Origin of the sequence: Achromobacter sp. NFACC18-2 (assembly GCF_900108985.1) — a bacterium.
Lineage (GTDB): Bacteria > Pseudomonadota > Gammaproteobacteria > Burkholderiales > Burkholderiaceae_B > Achromobacter.
In genome coordinates, this window is record NZ_FNYM01000010.1 from 90,170 (window position 1) to 112,876 (window position 22,707).

Below are 22,707 nucleotides of genomic sequence, written 5' to 3' on the forward strand. Positions count from 1 at the left end.
CTTTCACTGAAGGACTCGAACCATGGACCAAGCCATCGCCCAACCCGCCGTCGCCGACAACGGCGAACCCGTCGGCCTGAACAACACGCACCGCGAGCCGATCTCCCCGGACGGCACGCCCGAACTGGGCAAGGTCTACGAAGTGCCGGCCCGCCACGGCCGCGCCGTGCGCGTGGCCAAGGGCCAGGTCATCCGCATCATCAACACGCACGGCAGCCAGGTCTGCGACACGTGGGCGTTCAAGAGCGACGACCTGAGCGAGTTCATGTCGATGGAACATGCCCGCGCCGCGATCGACCGCATCATTCCCCAGGCCGGCGACCCGCTCTTCAGCAACCGCCGCCGCAGCATCATGACCATGACGGCCGATACCTCGCCCGGCGTGCACGACACGCTGATGGCCGCGTGCGACGCCTACCGCTACCGCAACCTGGGCGTGGAGCACTACCACGACAATTGCGCCGATAATATGCGCCTGGCGCTCAAGGCCATTGGCCTGCGGGCTCGCGAAGTGCCCCAGCCCTTGAATCTGTGGATGAACATCCCGGTCGGCAGCGATGGCGGCGTGCAGTGGCTGCCGCCGGTGTCCAAGGCGGGCGACTACGTCGATCTGCGCGCCGAGATGGATTGCGTCGTGGTGCTGTCGGCCTGCCCGCAAGACATCGTGCCGATCAACGACAACCGTCCGGTCGAGGTGCATTTTTCGGTGCGCGCCCAGGCCTGACGATTCTTCCCGACGACAACGCGGTATACGCATATGGCAAAGAAAAGCAGGGAAACGGCGGCCGAGCCGCACGACGCGCACGAGGGCGAAGCGGCCCTGTCCACGCTGGGTCCCCGGCTCAGGCATGCGCGCATGGTGCATGGCCTGACGCTCAAGGCGCTGGCGCAGGCGGCCGAATGCTCCGAAAGCCTGTTGTCGCGCGTCGAGCGCGGCCAGGCCATGCCGTCGCTCGCGAACCTGCATCGCCTGGCCCGCGCGCTGGGGACCAACGTGGCCGAGCTGACGGCGGCGCATGCGCCGCCCGCTTCGCCCGTGATCCGGCAGGCGGACCGGCCCATCATCGAGTTCACCAGCCAGCGCGGCCGCAAGCCGGGCGTCAAGCTGGAGCGGGTGATCGTCCCCATGCGCGGCCAACTGCTGCAGGCCGACATCCACCAGCTTGCGCCCAAGGCAGAAAGCCTGGAGCAGATCGCGCATGCGGGCGAGGAAATGGGCTACGTGATCGAAGGCGAATTCGAGCTGCGCCTGGGGTCCGAGGTCCATCTCATGCAGGCGGGCGATTCCTTCTACTTTTCCAGCGATGTGCCGCATAGCTACCGCAATCCGGGCCGGACGGTGGCGCGCGTGTTGTGGGTGAACACGCCAGCCACGTTCTGATCCGGGGAACATCACCACGGAAACAGCAATGAGCACCGATACCTCGATGCAGGGGCTGCCGCGCTACAGCGGCATTCCCACTTTCATGCGGGTCCCGCTGGCCCGCGGGCTGGAGGACTTCGACATCGCCCTGGCGGGCGTACCGTTCGATGGCGGCGTGACCGCCCGGCCCGGCGCGCGATTCGGCCCGCGCGAGATCCGCAACATGTCCACCATGATGCGCGCCATCCACCACGTCACGGGCTTCAACCCCTTCGCCGCCTGCAAGGTGGCCGACGTGGGCGACGTGCCGTTCACGGACGTCTTCCACCTGGAACGCGCACATGACGATATCCGCCGCTTTTTCGAGCCCATCTTCGCGGCAGGCAAAAAGGCGGTCATCGCGGGCGGCGACCATTCCATCACCTTTCCCGTCTTCCAGGCGATCGCGCCGGCGCAGCCGCTGGGCATGGTGCACATCGACGCGCACACCGACACCTGGGACTATTACGTGGGATCCAAGTTCAGCCACGGCTCGCCCTTCCGGCGCGCCGTCGAAGCCGGGCTGCTGGATCCCGCGCGCACCATCCAGATCGGCATCCGGGGCGCGCAGAACACGGACGAGGGCTGGCGCTATTCGCTGGAAAGCGGCATGCGCGTGGTCTTCATCGAAGAGTTCGAGGCGGCCGGCGTGCAGGCCATCATTGCCGAAGCCCGGCGCGTGGTGGGCGACGGCCCGGCCTATCTGTCGCTGGACGTGGACGGGCTGGACCCGGTCTATGCGCCCGGGACCGGCACCCCGGAGGTGGGCGGCCTGTCCACCCGGGAAACCCTGGCGCTGCTGCGCGGACTGGAAGGGCTGGACTTCGTCGGGGCCGACGTCGTCGAAGTGTCGCCGCCCTATGACCCCAGCGGCAACACGGCCCTGCTGGGCGCCACGCTGATGTACGAATGCCTGTGCCTGCTGGCACGCGGCCGGGCGCCCTGACGCCGGGCTGAGCGCCGGCGGCCCGTCCGGCCGCCGCGCAAACCAGATATGCGATCCCGCGCATAGCCCCGGCCGGCCCGCGCGCCTACCATTCTCCAAACACAAAAACGATGTTTGGAGACAGCATGAAAATGACAAACGCGCTGACCGCGCTTGGCCTGTGCCTCGGCATGGGCCTGGTTTCCGCGGCCGCCGCCGCGGACGGCTATCCCGACCGGCCGCTGCGCATGGTCGTGCCCTTTCCGGCGGGCGGGGCCACTGACCTGATGGCCCGCGCCCTGGCGCAGGGCCTGGGGGAAAAGCTCGGCCAGTCCGTCGTGGTGGAGAACCGTGGCGGGGCAGGGGGCTCGATCGGGGCCGAGGCCGTGGCCACCGCGGCGCCCGATGGCTACACGCTGCTGTATTCGACGATGGGCGTCTTGACGATCAACCCGTCGCTCTACGCCAAGCTGCGCTACGACCCGCAAAAGAGCTTTGCGCCGGTCTCGCTGACCAACCTGACGTCCAATCTGCTGGTGGTCGATCCGGCGCTGAAGGTCGATTCCGTGGCGGCACTGGCGGAGCTTGCCCGCCAGCGGCCGGGGGAGTTGACCTTCAGCTCCTCGGGCAATGGCACGACCAGCCATCTGGCGGGCGAGATGTTCAAGTCGACCGCCAAGGTGGACATCCGTCACATTCCCTACAAGGGCACGTCCGGCGCCATCAATGACTTCATGGCCGGCCGCATTTCGATGATGATCGACACCTCGTCCAATTTCATCGAACAGGTCAAGCAGGGCAAGATCAAGGCGCTGGGCGTGACCAGCCGCAAGCGGCTGGCGGCGTTGCCGGACGTGCCGTCGATCTCGGAGACGCCGGGTTTCGAGTCGTACGAGGTGAGCCTGTGGTCGGGCGTGCTGGCGCCGGCGGGAACGCCGCGTCCGATCATCGACCGGCTGAACGCCGACATCAAAAGCGTGATGACGTCGCCGCAAATGGTGGAGCGGATGGCCGGCTACGGCATCCAGACCACGCACAGCACGCCCGAGGAATTTTCCGAACGCATCCGCGCCGATACGCAGAAGTGGGCCCGGATCATCGAACAGTCCGGCGCGCGGGCGGACTGAACGCCGGCCCGCCCAGCCATCGCCTCTTCTAACGGACGGAACTCCCATGCCTTCGATGATCCGAACCCTGCTGGCGGCCGCCGCCGCCCTGTCCGCCCTGTGCGCGTCCTTCCCGGCCGCGGCGGCCTATCCGGAGCACCCCATCACCCTGATCAATCCGTACGCAGCCGGCGGCCCGGCCGACGTGGTGGCGCGCAGCCTGGCGCGCGCGCTGGAAAAGCGCCTGGGCCAGCCAGTCGTGGTGGAAAACAAGCCCGGCGGCGGCGCGTCCATCGGCACGGGCTTTGTGGCGCGCGCCAAGCCGGACGGCTACACGCTGCTGCTGGGCACGGCGGCGGGCCACGTGGTGACGCCGTTGATGCAGAAGACCGCGTACGACGGCGTCAACGGCTTTGCGTTCTGCTCGGTCGTGGCGGTGCAGCCCATCATGCTGGTCGTGAACCCGTCGCGCGGCATCAAGACGGTGCAGGACCTGATCGCCCGCGCCAAGGCCGAACCCGGCAAGCTCAGCTACGGGTCGGCCGGGGTGGGCGGCGCCACGCACCTGGGGGCCGAACTCTTTCAGCAGGCCGCGCACGTGCAGCTCAATCACATTCCGTACGCTGGCGCGGCGCCTGCGATCAACGATGCGGTGGGCGGGCAGATCGACCTGGCCATGTTGAACCTGTCCGCCAGCCTGCCGTTCATCCGGCAGGGACGGCTGGTGCCGCTGGCCTATGCGGCGGACAAGCGCTCGGCGCTGCTGCCGGACGTGCCCACGCTGGACGAGGCCGGGGTGCATGGCGCGCAGGCGGCCACCTGGTACAGCCTGGCCGCGCCCGCCGGCACGCCGGCCGACATTGTGCAGACGCTGAGCGACACCGTTCGGCGCGTGAACGACGATCCCGAGTACCAACGCGTCATGCAGGACCAGGCAATCGCGCTGATGGCGCTGTCGCCCCAGGACGCCACGGCGTACGTCCAGAAAGACCGCGCCGACATGCAGCGTCTGCTCGGCACGCTGGGGCTGCTAGCCAAATGATGACGACGCCCACGCCATGAACTTCGACTTCAGCAAGCTGGCCCCGGCCGACGCGTTCAAGCTGCTTTCCAGCGTGGTGGTGCCACGGCCCATCGCCTGGGTGGTCAGCCAGTCGGAAGCGGGCGCGCGCAATGCCGCGCCGTTCTCGTTCTTCAACGTGGTCAGCAGCGATCCGCCCATCGTCGCGCTGGGCATCGGACCGCGCGCAGGACAACTTAAGGACACCTCGCGCAACATCCTGCAGACGCGGCAGTTCGTGATCAACCTGGTGTCGGCGGAACTGGCCGAGCAGATGAACCACACCAGCCTGGACTACGATGCCAGCATCGACGAACTGGCGCGCGCGGGCCTGGCGATCGAGCCATCCCTGATCGTGGCGCCGCCGCGCATCGCGCAAAGCCCGGCGGCGTTGGAGTGCGAGGTGTGGCAGGTGCTGGAAGCGGCGCCGCAGCGGTTGATCGTGCTGGCGCGCGTGGTGGCGCTGTACCTGCGCGATGATGCCTTGCTCGATGCCGGTAAATGCTATGTGGACACCCCGGCGCTGCGCCTGCTGGGCCGCATGCATGGCGCGGGCTGGTACGCGCACACCAGCGATCTTTTCCAGATGCGCGCGCCGGAAGTGGCCAATGACCCGGCCATAACGCCCGCGCAGGGGCACTGAATGCCCCGCATGACCTTGAATCCCTTGGGAGCTTATCGATGAAACTGCATTGGTCGCCGCGTTCGCCCTTCGTGCGCAAGGTGATGATCGTCCTGCACGAAGCGGGCATCGCGGACCGCGTGACGCTGGTGCGCACGCCGGTCGCGATGGACAAGCCCAATCTGGACCTGCTGCCCGACAATCCGCTCATCAAGCTGCCGACGCTGGTGCTGGACGACGGCACGCCGGTGTATGACTCGCGCGTCATCTGCGCCTATCTGGACGGCCTGACCGGCTGCGGCCTGCTGCCCGCCGAACCCGGGGCGCGCCTGCTGGCCGAGCGCCGCCAGGCGCTGGGCGACGGCTTCCTGGATGCGCTGCTGCTGTTCCGCCAGGAACGCAACAAGCCCGCGCAACGGCAGACGCCCGCGTGGCTGGACGCCTTTGCGCTGAAGACGAAAGCGGTGCTGGCCGCGCTGGAAGCCGAGGCGCCGGCGCTGCAGGCGTCGCGCTTCGACCTTGGGCTGATCGCCATCGGCTGCGCGCTGTCCTATATGGACTATCGTTTTCCGGACCTCGCCTGGCGCGACGGGCATCCGGCGCTGGCCGCCTGGCACGAGCGCTTTGCCGCGCGCCCGTCGGTGGCGCGCACCCAGCCCGACGAAACCCCTTGAAGAAAGGACGATGATGAGCCGCATCCCGCTGCCCGACCCCGACAGCATGACCGATGACCAGAAGCGTGTGTACGAGAAGATCGTCTCGGGGCCGCGCGGCCGTCTGGTCGGCCCCTTGCGCGCCGCGCTGCACAGTCCCGAACTGGCCGAGCGCTGGCAGGCGCTGGGCGCGCTGCTGCGCTTTGGCACCAGCCTGCCGCCCCGCGTCAGCGAACTCGCCATCGTGGTGACGGCGCGCCGCTGGAACAGCCAGATCGAATGGCACATCCACGCGCAGGCCGCGCGCGCCGCCGGCATTTCCGATGCGGTGCTGGACGCGATCCAGGCGCGCGCCACGCCGGTATTCGACAACCGCGACGACGAAGTGGTCTACGAGTTCGCGCGCCAGCTCCAGGAAACCGGACAGGTCGAGCCCGCCCTGTATGCACAGGCGTTGGAGCGTTGGGCCGCCGTGGGCGTGGTGGAGCTGACGGCCGTGATCGGCTACTACACGATGGTGTCCATGACGCTGAACGCGCATGAGATCCCGATGCCGGACGACGCGCCGCCGCCGCTGGACACGCCGCGGCAGGACGGCGGGCCGGCGCTCAGCCGGCTGGCGCCGCTGGGCAAGCGGGGGCAATCATGAGCGCCGCCGCCAGCGGGGACCGGAAAGCCAGCCCTTACATGCCGGACAGCGTCGAGACGCCGCGCATGCCGGTCGCGCCGAAGCAGGCGCTGCCCGCCGGCGCGTGCGACACGCATTGCCACGTCTTCGGTCCCTACGACCGCTTTCCCCTGCAGCATCCGTCGTCCTACGCCGCGCCGGACGCCGCGGCGCCGCGCTACCTGCGCATGCTGGACACGCTGGGCGCGGCGCGCGGCGTGCTGGTGCAGCCCGCGCCCTATGGCACGAACCCCGATGCGCTGCTGGACGCGCTGGCGCAGGGCGCAGACCGCCTGCGCGGGATCGCCGTGGCCGATCCGTCGGTCACCGATGCGCAACTGCGTGACCTGTACGAACGCGGCGTGCGCGGCCTGCGCTTTGTCGAGGCGCGCGACCCCGCGGGCAATCTGTTTCCCGGCAGCGTGGGATTCGACCAGGTCGCCGCGCTGGCGCCCCGCATGAAGGCGCACGGCCTGCACGCGCAGCTCTGGGCGCCTTGCGACACCTATCTGCGCCACCTGCCGGCGCTGGCGGGGCTGGACCTGCCAATCGTCATCGATCACCTGGGCAGCCTGGTGCCGGCGCGCGGCGAATCGGATCCGGTGTTCCAACTGCTGCGCGGATTGCTGGCCGAAGGACGGATCTGGATGAAGCTGACGGTGTGCCGCGTCGGCACCGCGCCGGACTACGAGAACGCCCGCTTCATTCACGATGCCTGCACCGCCGCCAACCCGGACCAGGTGCTGTGGGGCTCGGACTGGCCCTTCGTGCGGATGGGCGCCGTCGCGCCGTCGGCCGACGCGCTGGTCGACCTGGCGCACGGCTGGCTGGGCAGCGACACGCTGCGCAAAAAGGTCTGGGTGGATAACCCGGCGCGGCTTTACGGGTTCAAGTGAACGGCGGCGCGCCGGCCCGCTACGGGCTGGCGTGCCAGACGCCTTCGCCGCCGATCTCGCGCACCAGCGCCTCGATCTGCGCCGCCACTTCCATGACGGTGCGGCCCGGCCCCTTCGAGCGCGAGAACGCCATCGAGATGATGCGGCTCATGGTCGGATCGCGCAGGGCCGCGATGCTCAGCCGCCCTTCCTGCACTTCCTGCCAGACCGCGTGCAGCGGCAGCACGGTGTACATCTTTTCGTGTTCGACGATGGACTTCATGAGCGGCAGGGAGTCGGCCTCGATGAGGGGCGCGATGGTGATCTTGCGCGCCCGCGCCAGGCCGTCCAGCGCGTTGCGCAGGCCGTTGGGCGCGCCGGGCAGGATGAAGGGCAGGCCATCGAGCTGGTCGAACGTGATTTCGCCTGCCTGCGTGCGCGCATCGCCCGCCGCGCCGACGAGATAGGAGTCGACGTAGGCCAGCGCCTGCTCGCCGGGCGGGCATTTGTCGCCATAGCGGTAGAGGATGGCGATGTCCACGCGGCTGTCCGTGAGCCATTCCTCGATCTGGCCGCTGGAGCCTTCCAGGATCTTGAGGTGTACCTTGGGAAACTGCTGGCGCAGCCGCGAGAACAGCCGGCGGATCAGCGGATGCGCCGTCGACGGCAACAGGCCCAGCGTGACCTCGCCGGCGGGCTCGCGGGCCTCGCCGTTGAGCTCCAGTTCCAGCCGCTCGGCGTCGTGCAGCAGCGTCTGCACCAGCGGGAAGAGGCGTTCGCCCACTTCCGACAGGTTGACGCCGCGGCCGGTGCGGTTGAAGAGCCGCGCATTGCACTCGCGTTCCAGCGCATTGATGCGGCGGCTCAGCACCGATTGGTCCTGGTCCAGGTACAGCGCGGCGCGCGTGATGCTGCCCAGTTCCGCGATGGCCAGGAAGGCCCGCCATTTGTGCAGGTCGGCGGTCAGGTCCAGGCTCAGGCCCGTGGCTTTTGCGGTTGGCATGGTCGATGGCGAAGGGAGGCAAACGGGGGAATCGGCATAAGCGTACGGCAAAAGCGCGCGGGCATGGCGTTATTGCAGGCCGAGCTTGCCGCGTTTGATCACCTCGCCCCATTTTTTCGATTCCGCCTCCATCAGCGCGCGGTATGCGTCGGGCGTGGTGGCCATGGGGATGGCGCCCTGGTCGATCATTTTCTGGCGCAGGACGGGGTCCGCGAGCGACTTGGCGATCGCGTCGGCCATCTTTTCCACGATGTCTTGCGGCGTGCCGGTGGGCGCGATGATGCCGTAGTTGGACTCGACGATGATGCCGGGAAAACCCGCCTCCTGGGTGGTGGGCACGTCGGGCAGGCCTTCGAAGCGTTGGGGGCTGGCCACCGCCAGCGCGCGCAGCTTGCCGGACTTGATGAAGCCCAGGGCGGCCGATGCGTCGCCGGGGAACATCTGCACCTCGTTGGACAGCAGCGCCGTCACCGCGGGCGCAGCGCCCTTGTAGGGCACGTGCATGATGTCGATGCCGGTCTGCTGCTTGAGCAGCTCGCCGCCCAGATGCGGGGTCGTGACGTTGCCGGCGGAGCCGTAGTTGTACTTGCCGGGCTGCTTCTTGGCGCTGGCGACAAAGTCCGCCAGCGTGGCGTCCGGCAGCGAGGGGTTGACCATGATGACCTGCGGAATGCGCGCCACCAGCGACACGTACTGGATCTTCGACACCTCGTACGGCACTTTCATGACGTGCGGCAGGCCGGTAATCGCGCCCGGCACGCCGAAGCCGAAGGTGCTGCCGTCGGGCGTGGCGCGCACGGTCGCGTCCACGCCGATGGTGCCGCTGGCGCCGGCCTTGTTCTCGATCACGATGGTCTGTCCAAGGCGCTGGCCCAGGGTCGGCGCGAGCAGGCGGGCCAGGTTGTCGACCGAGCCGCCGGGCGGGTAGGGCACGATCAGGCGGATCGGCTGGCTGGGCCAGGGCTGCGCGGCGTGCGAGGCGGGCGCGGCGACGGCGCCCAGGATCATGGCCGCCACCGTCAGTGCGGTTGCTTTTTTCATGTGTCTCTCTCCGGATGCGCCGGCTCGGGCTGGCGCGTTGTCGTTGATTTTTCGCTGCTAGGCGCCTTGCAGGCCGAGGACCTGTTTGGCGTAGATGTTGCGCTGGATCTCGTTGGTGCCGCTGAAGATGGTTGCCGCCAGCGCGTTGACGTAGGGCGCCAGCGCATGGACGTTGCCGTTGCCGTAGCCCAGCCGCATCGCCGCGCCGCCGTATTCCTCGGCGATCTGGATCAGCAGCGCGCCCAGGCGCTCGTGCGTTTCGGTCGCCCAGATCTTCAGCAGCGACAGCTCGGGCGGCAGCGGACGGCCCGCCCTGGCCAGGTCCGCGAAGACGCGGTACATGGCGGTCAGGTCGGCGCTGTCCAGCCGCAGCTCGGCCAGCCGGTCCGTGAAGGCGGGATCGGCCAGCAGGCCCCGCTGGCGCGCGATGCTGAAGATCTGCTGCAGGGCATGGCTGGCGTGCTTGGGGCTGCCGCTGAACAGGCGCTCGAAGCCCAGCAGCGCCTTGGCGATGTCCCATCCGGCGTTCAGCTCGCCGACCACGTTGTCGCGCGGCACGCGGACCTGGTCGAAGAACACCTCGCAGAACTCTTCGTGGCCCGACAGCGTGCGGATTGGCCGGCGGCTGACGCCGGGGCTGGCCAGGTCCACCAGCAGGAAGCTGATGCCCGCCTGTTTCTTGACGGTCTTGTCGGTGCGCACCAGCATGAACATGTGCGTCGCGTCCTGCGCCAGCGTGGACCAGGTCTTCTGGCCCGTCACCACCAGTTCGTCGCCGTCGATCACCGCCTCGCAACGCAGCGAGGCCAAGTCCGAGCCCGCGTTGGGTTCGGAGTAGCCCTGCGCCCACACCGCTTCGCCGGACAGGATGCCGGGCAGAAAGCGCGCGCGCTGCGCCTCGGTCCCGTAGCGGATCAGGATGGGGCCCAGCATGACCAGGCCCTGGTCCGGCGCGCGCGCCACGCCGTAGCGCTCGGCCTCTTCGATGAAGGCGATCTGCCGGGCCGGGGACAGCGCCATGCCGCCATGCTCGCGCGGCCAGGCCGGCGCGATCCAGCTCTGGCGCGACAGCGTGAAGTACCAGTCCTTGATCTCGTCCCAATGCAGCCGCCATGGCACGTGGCGCAGGTGCTCGGGATAGTGGGCGCGGAAGAACCGGCGCAGCATCGCGCGGAACTGCGCTTCGGGCATGGCGTTCCAGTCGGCTTCGCGCGGGAATTGCGCGTCGCTGGCGTCGTCCACGCCGTTGTCATCGTCGGCCGGCGGGGCGGGATCGGGCGCCAGCGCGCCGTAACGTTGGCGATGCGCCGTGGCGTTGCCCAGCCAGGCGCCCAGGTGCAGGGCGCTGCGGAAATACAGGCTGACGTCGCATTCGTCGGTGTAGCCGATGGCGCCGTGAAGCTGGATGGCCAGCCGCGACGCCTCGATGCCGGCACGCGCCGCGCGGGCCTTGACCCGGCTGGCCGCGGCCTTGCGCGTCTTGGCGTCGCCGGGCGCGGCCGCGATGGCGTTCAGCGCGTCCAGCAGGCTGTTGGCGGCCAGTTCCACCTGCATCGCCGCGTCCACCAGCCGGTGCTGCAGCGCCTGGAATGACGACAACGGCCGGCCGAACTGCGTGCGCGTGTTCAGGTAGGCGACCGAATCGGCCAGCACCTGGCGCGCGATGCCCACCAGTTCCGCCGATTGCATCAGCCGGCCGTAGTCGATGGCTTCGTCCACGGCGTCCAGCACGCCTGCGCGCGCCAGCAGCGCGTCCGGCGCGAGGACGGCCGATTCGATCGCAAGGTGGCAGGCGGGCGAGCCGTCGGCGCGCTCGTGGGCGTGCACCGTGACGCCCGGCGTGCCGGCCGGCAGGTAGAAGAGCGCGGAGCCCGCTTCGCCGTCGGCCGTGACCAGCCAGCCGTCCACGTCCGCGCCGGGGATGACGTGACGCTTTTCGCCGTTCAGCACGTAGGCGCCTTCGCGCGCGGTGACGGTGACGCCGAAGGCGCCGGCGGCCTCGCCGGCTTCGAGCTGGCCCTCGGTCTCCTGCCACGCCAGACCCACGACGCGCTCGCCCCGGCAAATCGCGTCCAGGAGCCGGTCGCGCGGACCGGCGTCGCCCGCCGGCGCGATGCGGGCCAGCAGCGTCGTGGCCAGCACGCCCGCGCCGACGAGCGGCTCGGGCAGTTGCGCACGGCCGGCCTCTTCCAGCACGGCGGCCATCGCATGCCAGCCCAGGCCGAGCCCGCCCAGCGCTTCGGGCACGCTCATGCCCAGCCAGCCGACCGAGGCGATTTCCTTCCAGTATTCGCGGTCGCCCGCCGCCTTGCGCTTGCGTTGGCGCTGGTCGCGGCGCTGCAGAAAGTCGCGCGCGCTGTCGCGGATTTCTTCGATGAACTCGTGGTCGATGGCGTTCATACGATGCCCTCGGCTTGCAAGCGTCCGATCGCGTCGTCAGACAGGCCCAGTTCCGCGCGCAGGATGTTGGCGGTGTGTTCGCCCAGCATGGGGGGCGGCAGGCCGACGGCGATGGGCGTGCCGGAGAAATGGATGGGATTCCGGATGACGGGCATGGCGCCCAGGGCGGGATGCTGGACGCTGCCCAGCACCTCGCGGTGCCGCACCTGCGGATCCTCGAATACCTGGTCCATGGTGTAGATGGGCCCGCAGGGAACATTGGCGCCGGCCAGGGCCAGGTTCCAGTCGGCCACCGTGCGCGCCCGCATCGCCGGTTCGATCAGCCGGGACAGGTCCGCCTGCGCGGCCGCCCGCTTGGGGTTGGTGTCAAAGCACGGATCCTGCGCCAGCGCGGGCAGGCCGATGACGCGGCAGAAGCTGCCAAACTGCGAGTCGTTGCCGACCGCCACCATCAGGTGTCCATCCGCGCACTCGAAGGCGCGAAACGGCGCGGTGATCTGCGAGGCCGAGCCCATGCGGGCGGGCAGTTTGCCGCTGGCCAGGTAATTCATGCCGATGTGCGAAATGGCCGCGATCTGCGCATCCAGCAGCGCCAGGTCGATGTGCTGGCCCACGCCCGAGATCTGGTCGCGGTGCCGCAGCGCGGCCAGGATGGCCGACACCGCGTAAAACCCCGCGGTCAGGTCGGACACCGAATAGCCGGCCTTTACCGGCCCCGCGCCGGGTTCCCCGTCCGGCACGCCCGTCACGCTCATCAGGCCGCTCATGGACTGGAAGATGGGGTCGTAGCCCGGCAGATGGCTGTAGGGGCCGGTCTGGCCGAACCCGGTGATCGAGCAATACACCAGGCGCGGATTCAGGGCCGACAGCGCGGCGTAATCCAGCCCGTAGCGCCGCAGGTCGCCGGCCTTGAAGTTCTCGATGAGAATGTCGGCCTTTTGCGCGAGCTGGCGCACCAGTTCCTGGCCCTCTGGCCGCGAGATGTCCAGGGTCAGGGACTTCTTGCCGCGGTTCATCGCGACGAACGAGGACGTCTCGCGGCTGGGCTGCCCGTCGCGGTCCGGCATGGGATAGCCCTGGTGCCGCACGTCGTCGCCGCGGCCGGGGCGCTCCACCTTGATGACCTCGGCGCCGAAATCGGCCAGCATCTGCGCGGCCCACGGCCCGGAGAACACGCGGCTCAGGTCCAGGACCTTCACGCCTTCCAATGCACTGCTCATGGCGGCCTCTCCTTATCGGCCCTGGAACACGGGGGCGCGCTTCTCCAGGAACGCGCGCCGCGCTTCCTGCGCGTCCTCGGTCTTGCCAATGGCCGCCGTCATGTCCTGTTCGTAGCGGTAGCCGTCGCGCAGGCTCATGTCTTCGATGGCGTTGAGCGTCTGCTTGGCCAGCACCGTGGCCAGCGGACTCTTGGAGGCCAGCTCGCGGGCCAGTTCCATCGCGCGGTCCATCAGCGCGTCGGCGGGCACGGCGGCTTCGACGATGCCCAGCCGGTAGAGCTCGTCGCCATCGACGCGCAGGCCGGTCAGCATCATCCGGCGCAGGCGCGAATGGCCGAAGAGCCGCATGCCGTGCCGACCGCCGCCCAGCAGCCCCACGTTGATCTCGGGCAGGCCCACGACCGCATCGGAGGCGGCCAGCAGGATGTCGCACGAGGCCACGATCGCCAGGCCGGCGCCCAGGGCCGCGCCGTTGATCGCGCCCACCACGGGCTTGGCGCATTCGCGGATCGCATGAAAACACTCGCGCGTGCGGCGCGAGTGCTGCGGCAGGTCGCCCGGCCCCTTGATGGTGGCGGCGCGGTTCTTCAGGTCGGCGCCGGCGCAGAAGGCCTTGCCCTGGCCCGACAGCACCACGGCGCGCACCTCGGGCGTCTCCGAAATGCGGTCCAGCACCCAGGACAACTCGTTCATCATCTCGGTGCTGAGCGCATTCACGGGCGGATTGGCCAGCAGGATCGTCGCGACGCCGTCGGCAATCTCTACCTGCAGCGCGGTGTAGGGGCCTGCCAGGTTTTCCGGCATGTTCATGTCTCTCTCCTTGTTGTTCAGATGATCTTGCGGTCGCGATAGTCCTGGATCTGTTCAGCCGACAGGCCCAGCTCCGTCAACACGTCGGCGGTGTGCTGGCCCAGCAGCGGCGGCGCGGCATCGGCGCGCAGCGCGGCGTTGCCAAATCGCAGCGGGTTCATCACCTGCGGCACCGAACCGGCGACGGGGTGCGGCAGGCGCCGCAGCATGGCGCGGTGCACCACCTGCGGGTCTTCGAACACTTCGGGCACGGTATTGATGGAGCCTGCCGGAACGCCGGCCTGCTTCAGGGCCGCCAGCCAGTGCGCGCGCGGCTGCGCGGCGAAGATCGCGTCCAGGATCGGGTCCAGCGAATCCTGGTTCTTCACGCGCTGGCTGTTGGTGAGGTAGCGGGGATCCTGCGCCAGCTCGGGCGTGCCCAGCACGCCGCACAGCGTGGCGAACTGCGCGTCGTTGCCGACCACGATCACGATGTCGCCGTCGGCGCAGGCAAAGGTGCGCTGCGGCTGGATGTTGGGATGCGCGGTGCCGGTGCGGCGCGGCACCTTGTTGCCCAAGAGGAAGTTCATGGCCTGGTTGGCCAGCAGGCCGACCTGCACGTCCAGCATCGCGACGTCGATGTATTCGCCCTGGCCGGTCTGCGCGCGGCGCAGCAGCGCCGCCACGATGCCCAGCGCGGCGTAGACGCCGGTGGTCAGGTCCACGATCGGCACGCCCACCTTCTGGGGACCGCCGCCGGGCTTGTCGTCGCGTTCGCCGGTGACGCTCATCAGGCCGCCCATGGCCTGGATCAGGAAGTCGTACGCCGGTTCGGCGGCGCGCGGTCCGGTCTGGCCAAAGCCCGTGACCGAGCAGTACACCAGGCGCGGATTGATCTTGGACAGCGATTCGTAGTCCAGCCCCATGCGCGCCAGGGTGCCGACCTTGTAGTTTTCGAGCACCACGTCCGCGTCGCGCGCCAGTTCCTTGACCAGCGCCTGGCCTTCGGGCGTCTGCAGGTCCAGCGTGATGGAACGCTTGCCCCGGTTGGTGGCGATGAAGTAGGCGCCGTCTTTCGTGTCCTGGCCTTGCTCGTCCTTCAGGAAGGGCGGTCCCCAGGACCGGGTGTCGTCGCCCTGGCCCGGCCGCTCGACTTTGATGACGTCAGCGCCCAGGTCGGCCAGGATCTGGCTCGCCCACGGACCGGCCAGGATGCGGCTCAGGTCCAGGACTTTGAGGTTGGATAACAGCGGCTGCAAAGCCTTCTCCTTGACTGCGGTGATGTGAAGGCAGTCTAGGATTCGCCGGGCTCCGGAGGAGGAGCCCGGGGGCGCAAAGCTGTTATGCGGTTCGGGCTGCGCCCGGGGGGCGCGGGGAGGGGGCCGCGCTTACCTTCCGGTGTCCGGGTAATTGGGGCCGGGGTCGCGGAATCCGCCGCTGCTGTAGGGATTGACCGCGCCGGGATGGGGCGGTCCGCCCGGGCCGGAGGTGCATCCGGCCAGCAGCAGGGCAACGGCAAGGAGGGAAATCAGGTGATTCAGCGGGGCTTTCATGTGGGTCTCCTGCGTCTGCCCCTCAGCAGGCGCGCTTGCAGCGAATGAAGCGATTATAGGGCGGCGCATGCAGGGCAGCGCGTCCGGGGGGCGGCGCGCAAAAGCAAACCGGGCGGCATCCCATGCAGGATGCCGCCCGGCGGGTTCCGGCGCGTGGCGCTCAGTTCTTCAGCGTGGGCGAGAACAGCGCCAGGACCTTGCTGTAGTCCCGGCCGCCGCCCGACAGCATTTCAGCCACGGACACGCCGTTGCGCGGATTCAAGGTCAGATGGATCTCGCGGTCTTCGCCGCTGGCGAAATTGGCCGCCGCCGAGCAAGCGTCGTCGTTGTCCTCGAAGCCCGCCATCGCCTGGCGCTGGATGCACTGCTTGCGGGCGTCGTCGATGAACTTGTCGAACAGCTTGGCGCGCTGCTTGTCCGGGTTGCCCTCGCCGGGGACGGCGGCGATGTTGTACCGCTTGTAGAGTTCGATGCTGCGCTTGACGTAGCCGTCGTCCTTGAGCGACAGGCTGCCCTCCGTGATGCGGACTTGCGCCAGGGGCGCCAAAGCGCGGTCGATCCGGCCCAGGCCCATGATGCCCATCATGCCCAGCGCGCCAAGCGCCGCGCCGTCCTCGGCCAGGGCGGCGGCACCGTTGACACGCTCCAGGCCCAGCATCAGCTCGGCGTCCAGCGCGTCGGGTTGCTCGAGGTTGAGGTGGATCGACGCGTTGTCGTCGTCCCGCTGGTAGTCCCAGCGCACGCGCAGGTTGGCGGGGGGCAGGTCGGATTTGCCCGCCTGGCGGATAAGGTCCGTCTGGCTGAGCACGCTGTTGCCGTTGGGCAGCGCGGCGCCTTCGATCGTCACGTCGCCGCTCTGGCGGTCGTACGAGTTGCGCAGGCCGCTGATCTTGACGGTCTCGATGCGGGCGATGGGCGACGCCGCCGAGCCGATCGTGACTTCCTTCAACTTGGCGGAGCCGAACGGCGACGCCGAAATGCTCTTCCAATGCACCATGTCGCGCTGGCCGGTCTTGTCCAGCAGCGCCAGCAGTTCATCTTCGGCCTTGCCGGACGCATAGACGCCCAGCCCCCACCAGGCGCAGGCGAGCGCCGCCACGACGCCGCCCGCGATCAGGGATTTCTTTTGTTTGATCATTGCGTTGCTCGTCCGGCTATCAGGGTTGGGTGGCTTGGTCGATCACGGCCTGGGCCTGTTCTGGCGTCCAGTCGGGCAGGCCCAGCATCATGCGCGCGCCCACCAGCGGATCGTTCAGGTCGGCGCAGCCTTCTTTCTTGCACGCGTGGGGCGCGCCCTGGCCCAGCGTCAGCAGGGTCAGGGGCAGGCCGCGGCCATCGACGCGCTTCGGGTCCAGCGTGATGTCTCCGGGGACCAGGTACCAGCCTTCCTTCAGCGACTTCTGGCCGGGCAGGCGCATTTCGTACGGCCAGTCGGCGACGGCGTCGTTGTCTTCGTGGTCGTCCACGTGGACCACCATGCTTACCGTGGCCTTGCGGCCGGCCATCAGGCCGCCGTAGCTGCCGCCGGTCAGCGGCTGGTAGCGCACGTCGCGCACCATGCGGCCCAGGATGCCCTGGGGATCGTTCTTGGCCTGCTCGACCAGGTTCTGGTACTGGCGCAGGTTGTCGCGTTCCTTGTTGGCCAGGCGCATCTGGGCTTCGCGCTTTTTGCGGGCCAGGATCTCGTCGCGCTTGAACAGGTAGTTCTGCGCATACTGCAGGTTGTAGCGCCATTCGCTCTTGGGCTTGCCGGTGCGCCAGTCGGTGGCGCGGTTGGCGTTGATGGCGTAGAGCAGATGCTCGGTCTGCCCGCCGATGGCCCCTTCCTCGAAGCTGTCCGAGAACACGATTTGCGCGTTGGCGGCGTCGGGGACCGACGTGCGCTCCAGCACGCGCAAGGCGGCGTCCACAGCCACTCGGATGTCGGCGGCGTTGCGGAACGCGTCCGCGCTTTCCGTGACCACATCGATCCGGTTGTAGCGCCAGGACTGCAGCGCGTCGTTGTACGACGCGTGTTCAGCGCGCAGCAGATAGTGCGAGCGGCTTACCGGGTCGCTGTCCATGTGGAACCACAGCGTGCCGTTTTCGCCGACGTGGGCCAGGCGCGCCGCGTTTACGGGCGCCGCAAAGGGAATGCCCGACACCAGCCAGACGTCATCCGTATGCGCGATGCGGGCGCCGTCCGAGCGTTCCAGCCGCAAGCGGCCCTTGCCCGTCGCGAAGCCGTCGGGGCCGCAAGCCAGGCCGTCTGACTTCAGCGTGATGTACTGCGCGCCGTCGCCCAGTTGGAAGGTCGAGATCACCTTGCAGCCGTTCTGGTCCTGCATGACCTTGAGTTGCTTGGTTCCGGCCATCGCGGCGGCCGCCTGCGGGGGCGCCCAACCGTTGACCGCGAACGCGGCTTGCTGCGGAGCAGGGGCTGGAGCCGGAGCCGGGGCTGGAGCCGGAGCCGGGGCTGAAGCCGGAGCCGGGGCCGGGGGAGCGGCAGCGGGCGCCGCAGGCTGGGCGTCGGCGACCGCTGCGGCCGGCACGGGGGTAGGCGCCGGCTCGGGTGCAGGCGCCGGCGCGGCTGGGACCGCAGCCATCGCGGAAGCGGCTGGAGCGGCAATCGCGGGCGCCGGTGCTGCGGGCGCGGCCGCTGCGGCCGGCGTGGCGAAGATCGGGGCCGGCGCCATTGCGGCAGCCGGCGGCGTTGCAGGGGCGGCCGGGGCCGGCGGGATGGGTGCTTGCGGCGCAGCTTGCTCGGCGACAGGCGTGGCGGCTGTCGCGACCACGGCAGGCGTGGGAACAGCCGGCGCTGCGGCAGTTGGTGCGGCGGCAGTTGGCGATGCGGTAGCAGTTGCCGCGGCAGCCGGTGCTGCGGCAGCCGGTGCGGCGACAGCCGGGGCAGCAGCAGCCGGGGCAGCCGCAGCCGGGGCAGCAGCAGCCGGGGCAGCAGCAGCCGGGGCAGTCGCAGCCGTTGCCACCGCAGCCGGCGCTGCGGCCATCTGCATCGTCCAGCCGGAGGCCTTGGCGCTGGTGCCTTCGGCGACGCGGGCGCCGGCACTGTTGACGCTGGTCCAGCGCAGGTCGGACGCCTGCGGGCATTGCTTGTTGAGCAGCACCCCGATCTTGGGCAGCAGCCGGCCCAGCGCTGCCGCGTCGGGCGTGCCGCCGTAGACGGCGCGCAGGTTCAGTTGCGGACCGCACCAGGCCGAGCCATTGGCGTGGTCAATGAAAATCTCGATGTTTTCCGCCTTGGAATATGCCAGGCGATACGCCTCGGCGTGCGCCGGCGCACTGCCGACGCTGGCGGCAATTGCCGCGGCCACGCAAACCTTCTTCATCCTTTAAGCCTCGCCCTGTACGCTTTGGTTTACAGTATAACATTGCGTATCATTTCGACATAAATGATACGACTGTAAGAGTCACCAGTTACAAGTAAATTCTTATTTTTAATCAAGAGGTTATTGAATGATGGCGGCGAGCGTTGGTGGCGTTTTGGCGAAGATGGCAAGCAAGCCCGGCACTAGCCGTTCGGTCGGTGCAATAGTCCTGATTTCCGGCGTGGCGGCGCTGTCGGGCTGCGTCAGCACCGGCTCCGGCAAGATGGGGCTGGATTTCGGCGAAGTCCTGGCCCAGGAACAGCAGGTGTTCATGGTCAACGGCGAGCGCGCCGCGCTGCGCCGCTACTACAACGACTCCTACGACATCAAGCTCTATGGTCAGAAGAAAGTCATGGAACTCGACGTCACCGGCAACACGATGCTGGTGGCCAACGTCGCCGAGGTGCCGGGCGCCACGCTGATCACCCTGGACGTGCCGCAACCCGGTTGCAGCCACGTCTATCACGTGTACCGGGTATCAGGCACACAGTCCTCGAAGTGGGGGACCGGATATCGCAGTTGCGAAGGCCCGCTGTCCTTCAAGGTGGCCAACGGCCAATGGACCGCCCGCCAGACCGTAAAGCCCGCCGTCGGCAAACCCTACATGCTGGTCTACCAGGACGGCAATCTCTACACCCGTCCGCTTGAAGCCGCCAAGCCGCGCGTGCCGGCCAGGCCGCGCCCGAAAGCGGCGCCGAAGGCCGCGCCGCCCAAGCCCACGGCCCCCGTGGCCGACGCCGTGAACCTGGATGACGTGGCGGCGCCGGCCGCTGCGGCCAACCTGGATGAGATCGATGCGCCGCCGCCCGGCAAGATCAACACCAGTGGCTTGAAGGCCGACACGTCCAGCGACGTGAAGATGAAGGACGAGAAGTAAGTTCGCCGGCGGCAAAGGCTGCCCGCACTTTCCAGGCCGGCTGCGCGAGCAGCCGGCTTTTTCATTGCCCGATGAATCCAGTGCAGCATTTCGCGGGACTAAGGCAGGAAGGCTGCCGAGTATGGCCAGGCACGCAAGTCGGCGGACATGGTGGAGAACCGTGGCGGGCAGACAGCCCGGCCAGCAGGCCCGAGAGGACGGGCTTGGCGTGAGCTTATTCGGGCCTTGAAAACAAAAGCCCCGGCTCTAGGCCGGGGTGGGTATCAGGTCTTACATGATGGGTCGTAGGCTTGCGCCCATTGGAAGCCATCACCAACCTTGTCGCTATGGTACCGCACTTGCGCCCGCCAGCGTCAACCCCGACCGCTGGCGGGCCGCCACACTGGAGGTTCCTCGACCGTATGCCCCAGACTTTGCAATATCGGCCCGTGCTGATCGATTCGCTCATCAGCAACGAGCGTATCAACAGCTACCAGAGCGTATTCCACCCGGCCAACGACGTGGAACTGATGGGCGTGTACCTCTGGAACGCGCACGTCTGCGGCGCTCTGTTCCCTCTGATTGGCGCGGTGGAAATCACGTTGCGCAACGCCATCGACCAGGCGCTTGTCGCCGATTTGGGGCGCTTCTGGTGGGCGGGCGGAAAGCTGCACTATCGTTCCTTCGCGCCGGGCGTGGATGCGCCGCATCCGGTGCAGGCCGTGCGTGACAACTTCGCCAAGGCGACCCGAAACCATACCGCCGAGCAGCGCCGCCGCCATGCGGTGCGCGGCAAGCTCACACCGCACCATCACGGCGTGATTGCCAAGACGGAATTTTCTACGTGGGAGTTCCTGCTGGATGCCGAGTTCATGGGACGCGGGCTGATCTGGCCCAAGCACCTGTCCGGCGTGTTTCGCGGGTCGTGGCCGGTGCATCAGGCTGGTGCGATGTTGGCCCATGTGAATGATCTGGTTGCCACGTCGCGCGACTTCCGCAACCGGCTGTTTCACCATGAACCAGCATGGAAACGATATGGCGTCTTGACCGAGGCGGACGCCTTGCAGCACTTGCAAGAGAAGATCGCCAAGGTCGAAAACCTGCTGGCACTGATACATCCGGAAAGCCTGCGGCTCTTGCAGGCCAATGGGCTGTTGCGGAACGCGCACCGGGCCTGCACGTCGGCCGAGATTCGGCGCTTTCAGCATCTGGCACAAGTGCATCAGATCGGCTCGCTGGACGTGCTGGCCGAATTGCTGACGCGATACACGCAGGAGAACAGCGTTTTGACCGCCCGACTACATCCGGAATCGCAACTACGCTTCCTGATTCTGCCGCCATGAACCTACCTTGGACGGCATGGTTTACGGCCGGCGGCGCGGCATTACGCTCGTATGGGAATGGCACCGCCCGCCGTGGCTTGGCCGCATGCGCAGCGCAGTGCCGTCAGGCGCGCATTGCGCAAACCAGGAACAAGCGGCGCGCATCACGACCTTGATATGTCCTGGTTCCGATAGCGGACATTTTTCAAGTCTGTTCGCTTGACCTGGTCTTGGCCTTGATCCGCGGCCCGTCGCAGCGGTCCCGGTATGCCTGCACCGCGCTGGAACCCGACGGCTGAAAATACGGATGCGGATAGGCGGCTTCCCGTAACGCGCTGTGCATGCGCACGCCCCAGACGCATTCGCGCTGCGCCTCGTCCCACAGCCGCGTGGCGTGCTCGCGCTGGCCGTCGCGCCACAGCGCCAGTCCGTAGTCGGCCACCATTTCCTGGTCGCGCGGCAGATCGCGGTAGGCGTCGCGCATCAGGCGCAGCCCTTCTTCGGTCTGGCCGCGCAGGGCCAGGATCCAGCCCAGCGTGCCCTGGTTGTAAGGACGCGTGCCGTAGCGGTCCAGCGAGCGGCGGGCCTGTTCCTCGGCTTGCGCCAGGTAGTCCGGGAAGTCCGCCAGGTAATAGGCCGTGTTGTTGGCCAGGTCGTCGCCCGTCGGCGCGCGCGCGCCGTCGCGGCGGGATTGCCGGGCCTGCAATGCGTTCGAATCGGCCAGAACCAGTTCCGGCATGCCCAGCAGCTGTTGCACGGCCAGGCGTTCGCGCAGGAGATCCGTCTTGACGGGCTTGAGCCATTGGGGAAACGGCCGTTGCCGCGCCTGCATCAGCCAGTGGCGGGCCAGGTCGGGCTGGCCGGCCAACAGCAGCAGGCGGGCCAGGTCCAGCTGCTGCGTCGGGGTCTTTGCACAACGCATCGCGGCGATCCGTTCGCGCGCGCCGTCGGCGTCGTTTTGCGCAAACTTGCGGTTGATGGCGTCGAGCTCGCTAAAGCACGACCCGTCGGCGGTGACCCGTCCTTCGATGGACAGGGAGATCGATCCGGCCGGCACGTCATGGCTGAAGTACGCCGTGGCGCCCTGACGGGTGGTGTAGCCCAGGTCCACCCACTGTTCGCCCCAGCGCAGGTGCATGGTCATGATGTAGGGCCAGCCGGGCAGCGGCTCGTCGTCGCCGCTGCGCAGCAGCTGGAAGAAATGGCCCCACGGCCCGTCGCCGATGCGGCGCAGCAGGGTGAAGTCGTCGGCGCGATGGGGCAACGCGGTGCGGATGCGCGCCGTGCGGCCCTGGGCGTCGGTCACGCCGTGCAGGATGCCATCGGCGCGGGGCGTGTCGAGGATGGCGTCGTCCTTGCCCGTGAGGAAGACGCGGTAGGGCGTGTCGGGCGCCGGGGTTACGCCATCGCGGGTCGGCAGCATCAGCGTCAGGACGTGCTCGGTGGACGGGGCCTGCTCGGCCGCGTCCGGCGTGTGCGGATCGGCCGAGGCGGCGATGGGCGCGGCCTGCGTGGCGGGCACGAACCCCGCCAGCGCCGCGGCCAACCAAAGCGCGGGCAGGGTGCGGGGCCCTCGGGGGCGTGGCGGCGCGGGTTGCGCGGCGTGTCGTGCGGCGTGTCGTGCGGGAACCGGTCCGGGGCGATGCTGCGGATGCTTCATGGAACTGCCGATGATGCCGGGCCGCTGCACAGTGCCGCGACGGGCGGGGTGGTTGGGGGCGCGCAGGTTCCAGCCCCCGCGCGCCAGTGCGACGCGGATTGTCGCATCAGCCATGGGATCCGGGCGAATCCGCGCGGGCCGCGCCGCGCCCGGTGCGGGGCTGAAGGCCCGGCCCGGCTGCGTCCAAG

The 22,707-nt window shown here is 68.6% G+C and carries 21 protein-coding genes; 11 read left to right on the forward strand and 10 right to left on the reverse strand.

All coding sequences use genetic code 11. The annotated features are described in order from the left end of the window. The first annotated feature begins 22 nt into the window (after nucleotides 1–22). The 9 genes from BMW75_RS16660 (at nucleotide 23) to BMW75_RS16700 (ending at nucleotide 7,331) form a co-directional block, all read left to right on the forward strand. Nucleotides 23–724 carry a DUF1989 domain-containing protein gene (locus BMW75_RS16660; protein WP_076516912.1) on the forward strand — a complete coding sequence of 234 codons (702 nt, stop codon included), beginning with the start codon at nucleotides 23–25 and terminating at the stop codon, nucleotides 722–724. Between the two features lie 33 nt (nucleotides 725–757). After that, nucleotides 758–1,381 carry a cupin domain-containing protein gene (locus tag BMW75_RS16665; protein WP_092580947.1) on the forward strand — a complete coding sequence of 208 codons (624 nt, stop codon included), beginning with the start codon at nucleotides 758–760 and terminating at the stop codon, nucleotides 1,379–1,381. Nucleotides 1,382–1,409: 28 nt separating this feature from the next. Beyond that, entirely contained in the window at nucleotides 1,410–2,348 is a 939-nt protein-coding gene (gene speB / locus BMW75_RS16670; protein WP_092580949.1) for an agmatinase, read from the forward strand. 125 nt (nucleotides 2,349–2,473) lie between these two features. Beyond that, entirely contained in the window at nucleotides 2,474–3,454 is a 981-nt protein-coding gene (locus BMW75_RS16675) for a Bug family tripartite tricarboxylate transporter substrate binding protein (protein WP_092580951.1), read from the forward strand. 55 nt (nucleotides 3,455–3,509) lie between these two features. Then, nucleotides 3,510–4,475: a Bug family tripartite tricarboxylate transporter substrate binding protein gene (locus tag BMW75_RS16680; RefSeq protein WP_092581146.1), complete on the forward strand. Its 966-nt coding sequence runs from the start codon at nucleotides 3,510–3,512 to the stop codon at nucleotides 4,473–4,475. A gap of 16 nt (nucleotides 4,476–4,491) precedes the next feature. Continuing rightward, nucleotides 4,492–5,136, forward strand: coding sequence for a flavin reductase family protein (locus tag BMW75_RS16685; RefSeq protein WP_092580953.1), 645 nt, complete (start codon nucleotides 4,492–4,494; stop codon nucleotides 5,134–5,136). Between the two features lie 38 nt (nucleotides 5,137–5,174). Then, entirely contained in the window at nucleotides 5,175–5,789 is a 615-nt protein-coding gene (locus BMW75_RS16690) for a glutathione S-transferase family protein (RefSeq protein ID WP_092580955.1), read from the forward strand. Between the two features lie 13 nt (nucleotides 5,790–5,802). Then, nucleotides 5,803–6,417 carry a carboxymuconolactone decarboxylase family protein gene (locus BMW75_RS16695; protein WP_092581147.1) on the forward strand — a complete coding sequence of 205 codons (615 nt, stop codon included), beginning with the start codon at nucleotides 5,803–5,805 and terminating at the stop codon, nucleotides 6,415–6,417. Next, nucleotides 6,414–7,331, forward strand: coding sequence for an amidohydrolase family protein (locus tag BMW75_RS16700; protein WP_092580957.1), 918 nt, complete (start codon nucleotides 6,414–6,416; stop codon nucleotides 7,329–7,331). The genes BMW75_RS16695 and BMW75_RS16700 overlap by 4 nt, the downstream gene beginning before the upstream one ends. A 19-nt stretch (nucleotides 7,332–7,350) precedes the next feature. Here the strand turns inward: BMW75_RS16700 and BMW75_RS16705 are convergent, their stop codons facing one another. The 9 genes from BMW75_RS16705 to BMW75_RS29485 form a co-directional block, all read right to left on the reverse strand. After that, nucleotides 7,351–8,313, reverse strand: coding sequence for a LysR family transcriptional regulator (locus tag BMW75_RS16705; RefSeq protein ID WP_092580959.1), 963 nt, complete (start codon nucleotides 8,311–8,313; stop codon nucleotides 7,351–7,353). Between the two features lie 69 nt (nucleotides 8,314–8,382). Continuing rightward, nucleotides 8,383–9,354, reverse strand: a complete 972-nt coding sequence (locus BMW75_RS16710; protein ID WP_092580961.1) for a Bug family tripartite tricarboxylate transporter substrate binding protein — start codon at nucleotides 9,352–9,354, stop codon at nucleotides 8,383–8,385. A 57-nt stretch (nucleotides 9,355–9,411) separates the two neighbouring features. Then, nucleotides 9,412–11,754 (reverse strand): acyl-CoA dehydrogenase, encoded by a 2,343-nt coding sequence (locus BMW75_RS16715; RefSeq protein WP_092580963.1) that lies wholly within the window; start codon nucleotides 11,752–11,754, stop codon nucleotides 9,412–9,414. Continuing rightward, entirely contained in the window at nucleotides 11,751–12,974 is a 1,224-nt protein-coding gene (locus tag BMW75_RS16720) for a CaiB/BaiF CoA transferase family protein (RefSeq protein WP_092580965.1), read from the reverse strand. Before BMW75_RS16720 ends, BMW75_RS16715 begins: the two co-directional genes overlap by 4 nt. Before the next feature lie 12 nt (nucleotides 12,975–12,986). Beyond that, on the reverse strand, nucleotides 12,987–13,784 hold the full coding sequence (locus BMW75_RS16725; RefSeq protein ID WP_092580967.1) for an enoyl-CoA hydratase/isomerase family protein: 798 nt from the start codon (nucleotides 13,782–13,784) through the stop codon (nucleotides 12,987–12,989). A 17-nt stretch (nucleotides 13,785–13,801) separates the two neighbouring features. Beyond that, nucleotides 13,802–15,022, reverse strand: coding sequence for a CaiB/BaiF CoA transferase family protein (locus BMW75_RS16730; protein ID WP_092580969.1), 1,221 nt, complete (start codon nucleotides 15,020–15,022; stop codon nucleotides 13,802–13,804). A 129-nt stretch (nucleotides 15,023–15,151) separates the two neighbouring features. Continuing rightward, on the reverse strand, nucleotides 15,152–15,316 hold the full coding sequence (locus tag BMW75_RS29480; protein ID WP_092580971.1) for a hypothetical protein: 165 nt from the start codon (nucleotides 15,314–15,316) through the stop codon (nucleotides 15,152–15,154). Between the two features lie 160 nt (nucleotides 15,317–15,476). Beyond that, nucleotides 15,477–16,454 (reverse strand): DUF945 family protein, encoded by a 978-nt coding sequence (locus tag BMW75_RS16740; protein ID WP_076516891.1) that lies wholly within the window; start codon nucleotides 16,452–16,454, stop codon nucleotides 15,477–15,479. 19 nt (nucleotides 16,455–16,473) lie between these two features. Next, nucleotides 16,474–18,642: a hypothetical protein gene (locus BMW75_RS29485; protein WP_175493199.1), complete on the reverse strand. Its 2,169-nt coding sequence runs from the start codon at nucleotides 18,640–18,642 to the stop codon at nucleotides 16,474–16,476. A 163-nt stretch (nucleotides 18,643–18,805) separates the two neighbouring features. Between BMW75_RS29485 and BMW75_RS16750 the strand changes: the two genes are divergently transcribed. Together BMW75_RS16750 and BMW75_RS16755 are read left to right on the forward strand one after the other, a co-directional pair. Beyond that, entirely contained in the window at nucleotides 18,806–19,558 is a 753-nt protein-coding gene (locus BMW75_RS16750; RefSeq protein WP_139208556.1) for a hypothetical protein, read from the forward strand. 401 nt (nucleotides 19,559–19,959) lie between these two features. Beyond that, on the forward strand, nucleotides 19,960–20,880 hold the full coding sequence (locus tag BMW75_RS16755; RefSeq protein ID WP_092580977.1) for a CAAX protease: 921 nt from the start codon (nucleotides 19,960–19,962) through the stop codon (nucleotides 20,878–20,880). A gap of 184 nt (nucleotides 20,881–21,064) precedes the next feature. On the opposite strand, the gene BMW75_RS16760 is transcribed toward BMW75_RS16755, so the two are convergent. Then, nucleotides 21,065–22,633 (reverse strand): tetratricopeptide repeat protein, encoded by a 1,569-nt coding sequence (locus BMW75_RS16760; RefSeq protein WP_175493200.1) that lies wholly within the window; start codon nucleotides 22,631–22,633, stop codon nucleotides 21,065–21,067. Nucleotides 22,634–22,707: the final 74 nt, after the last annotated feature.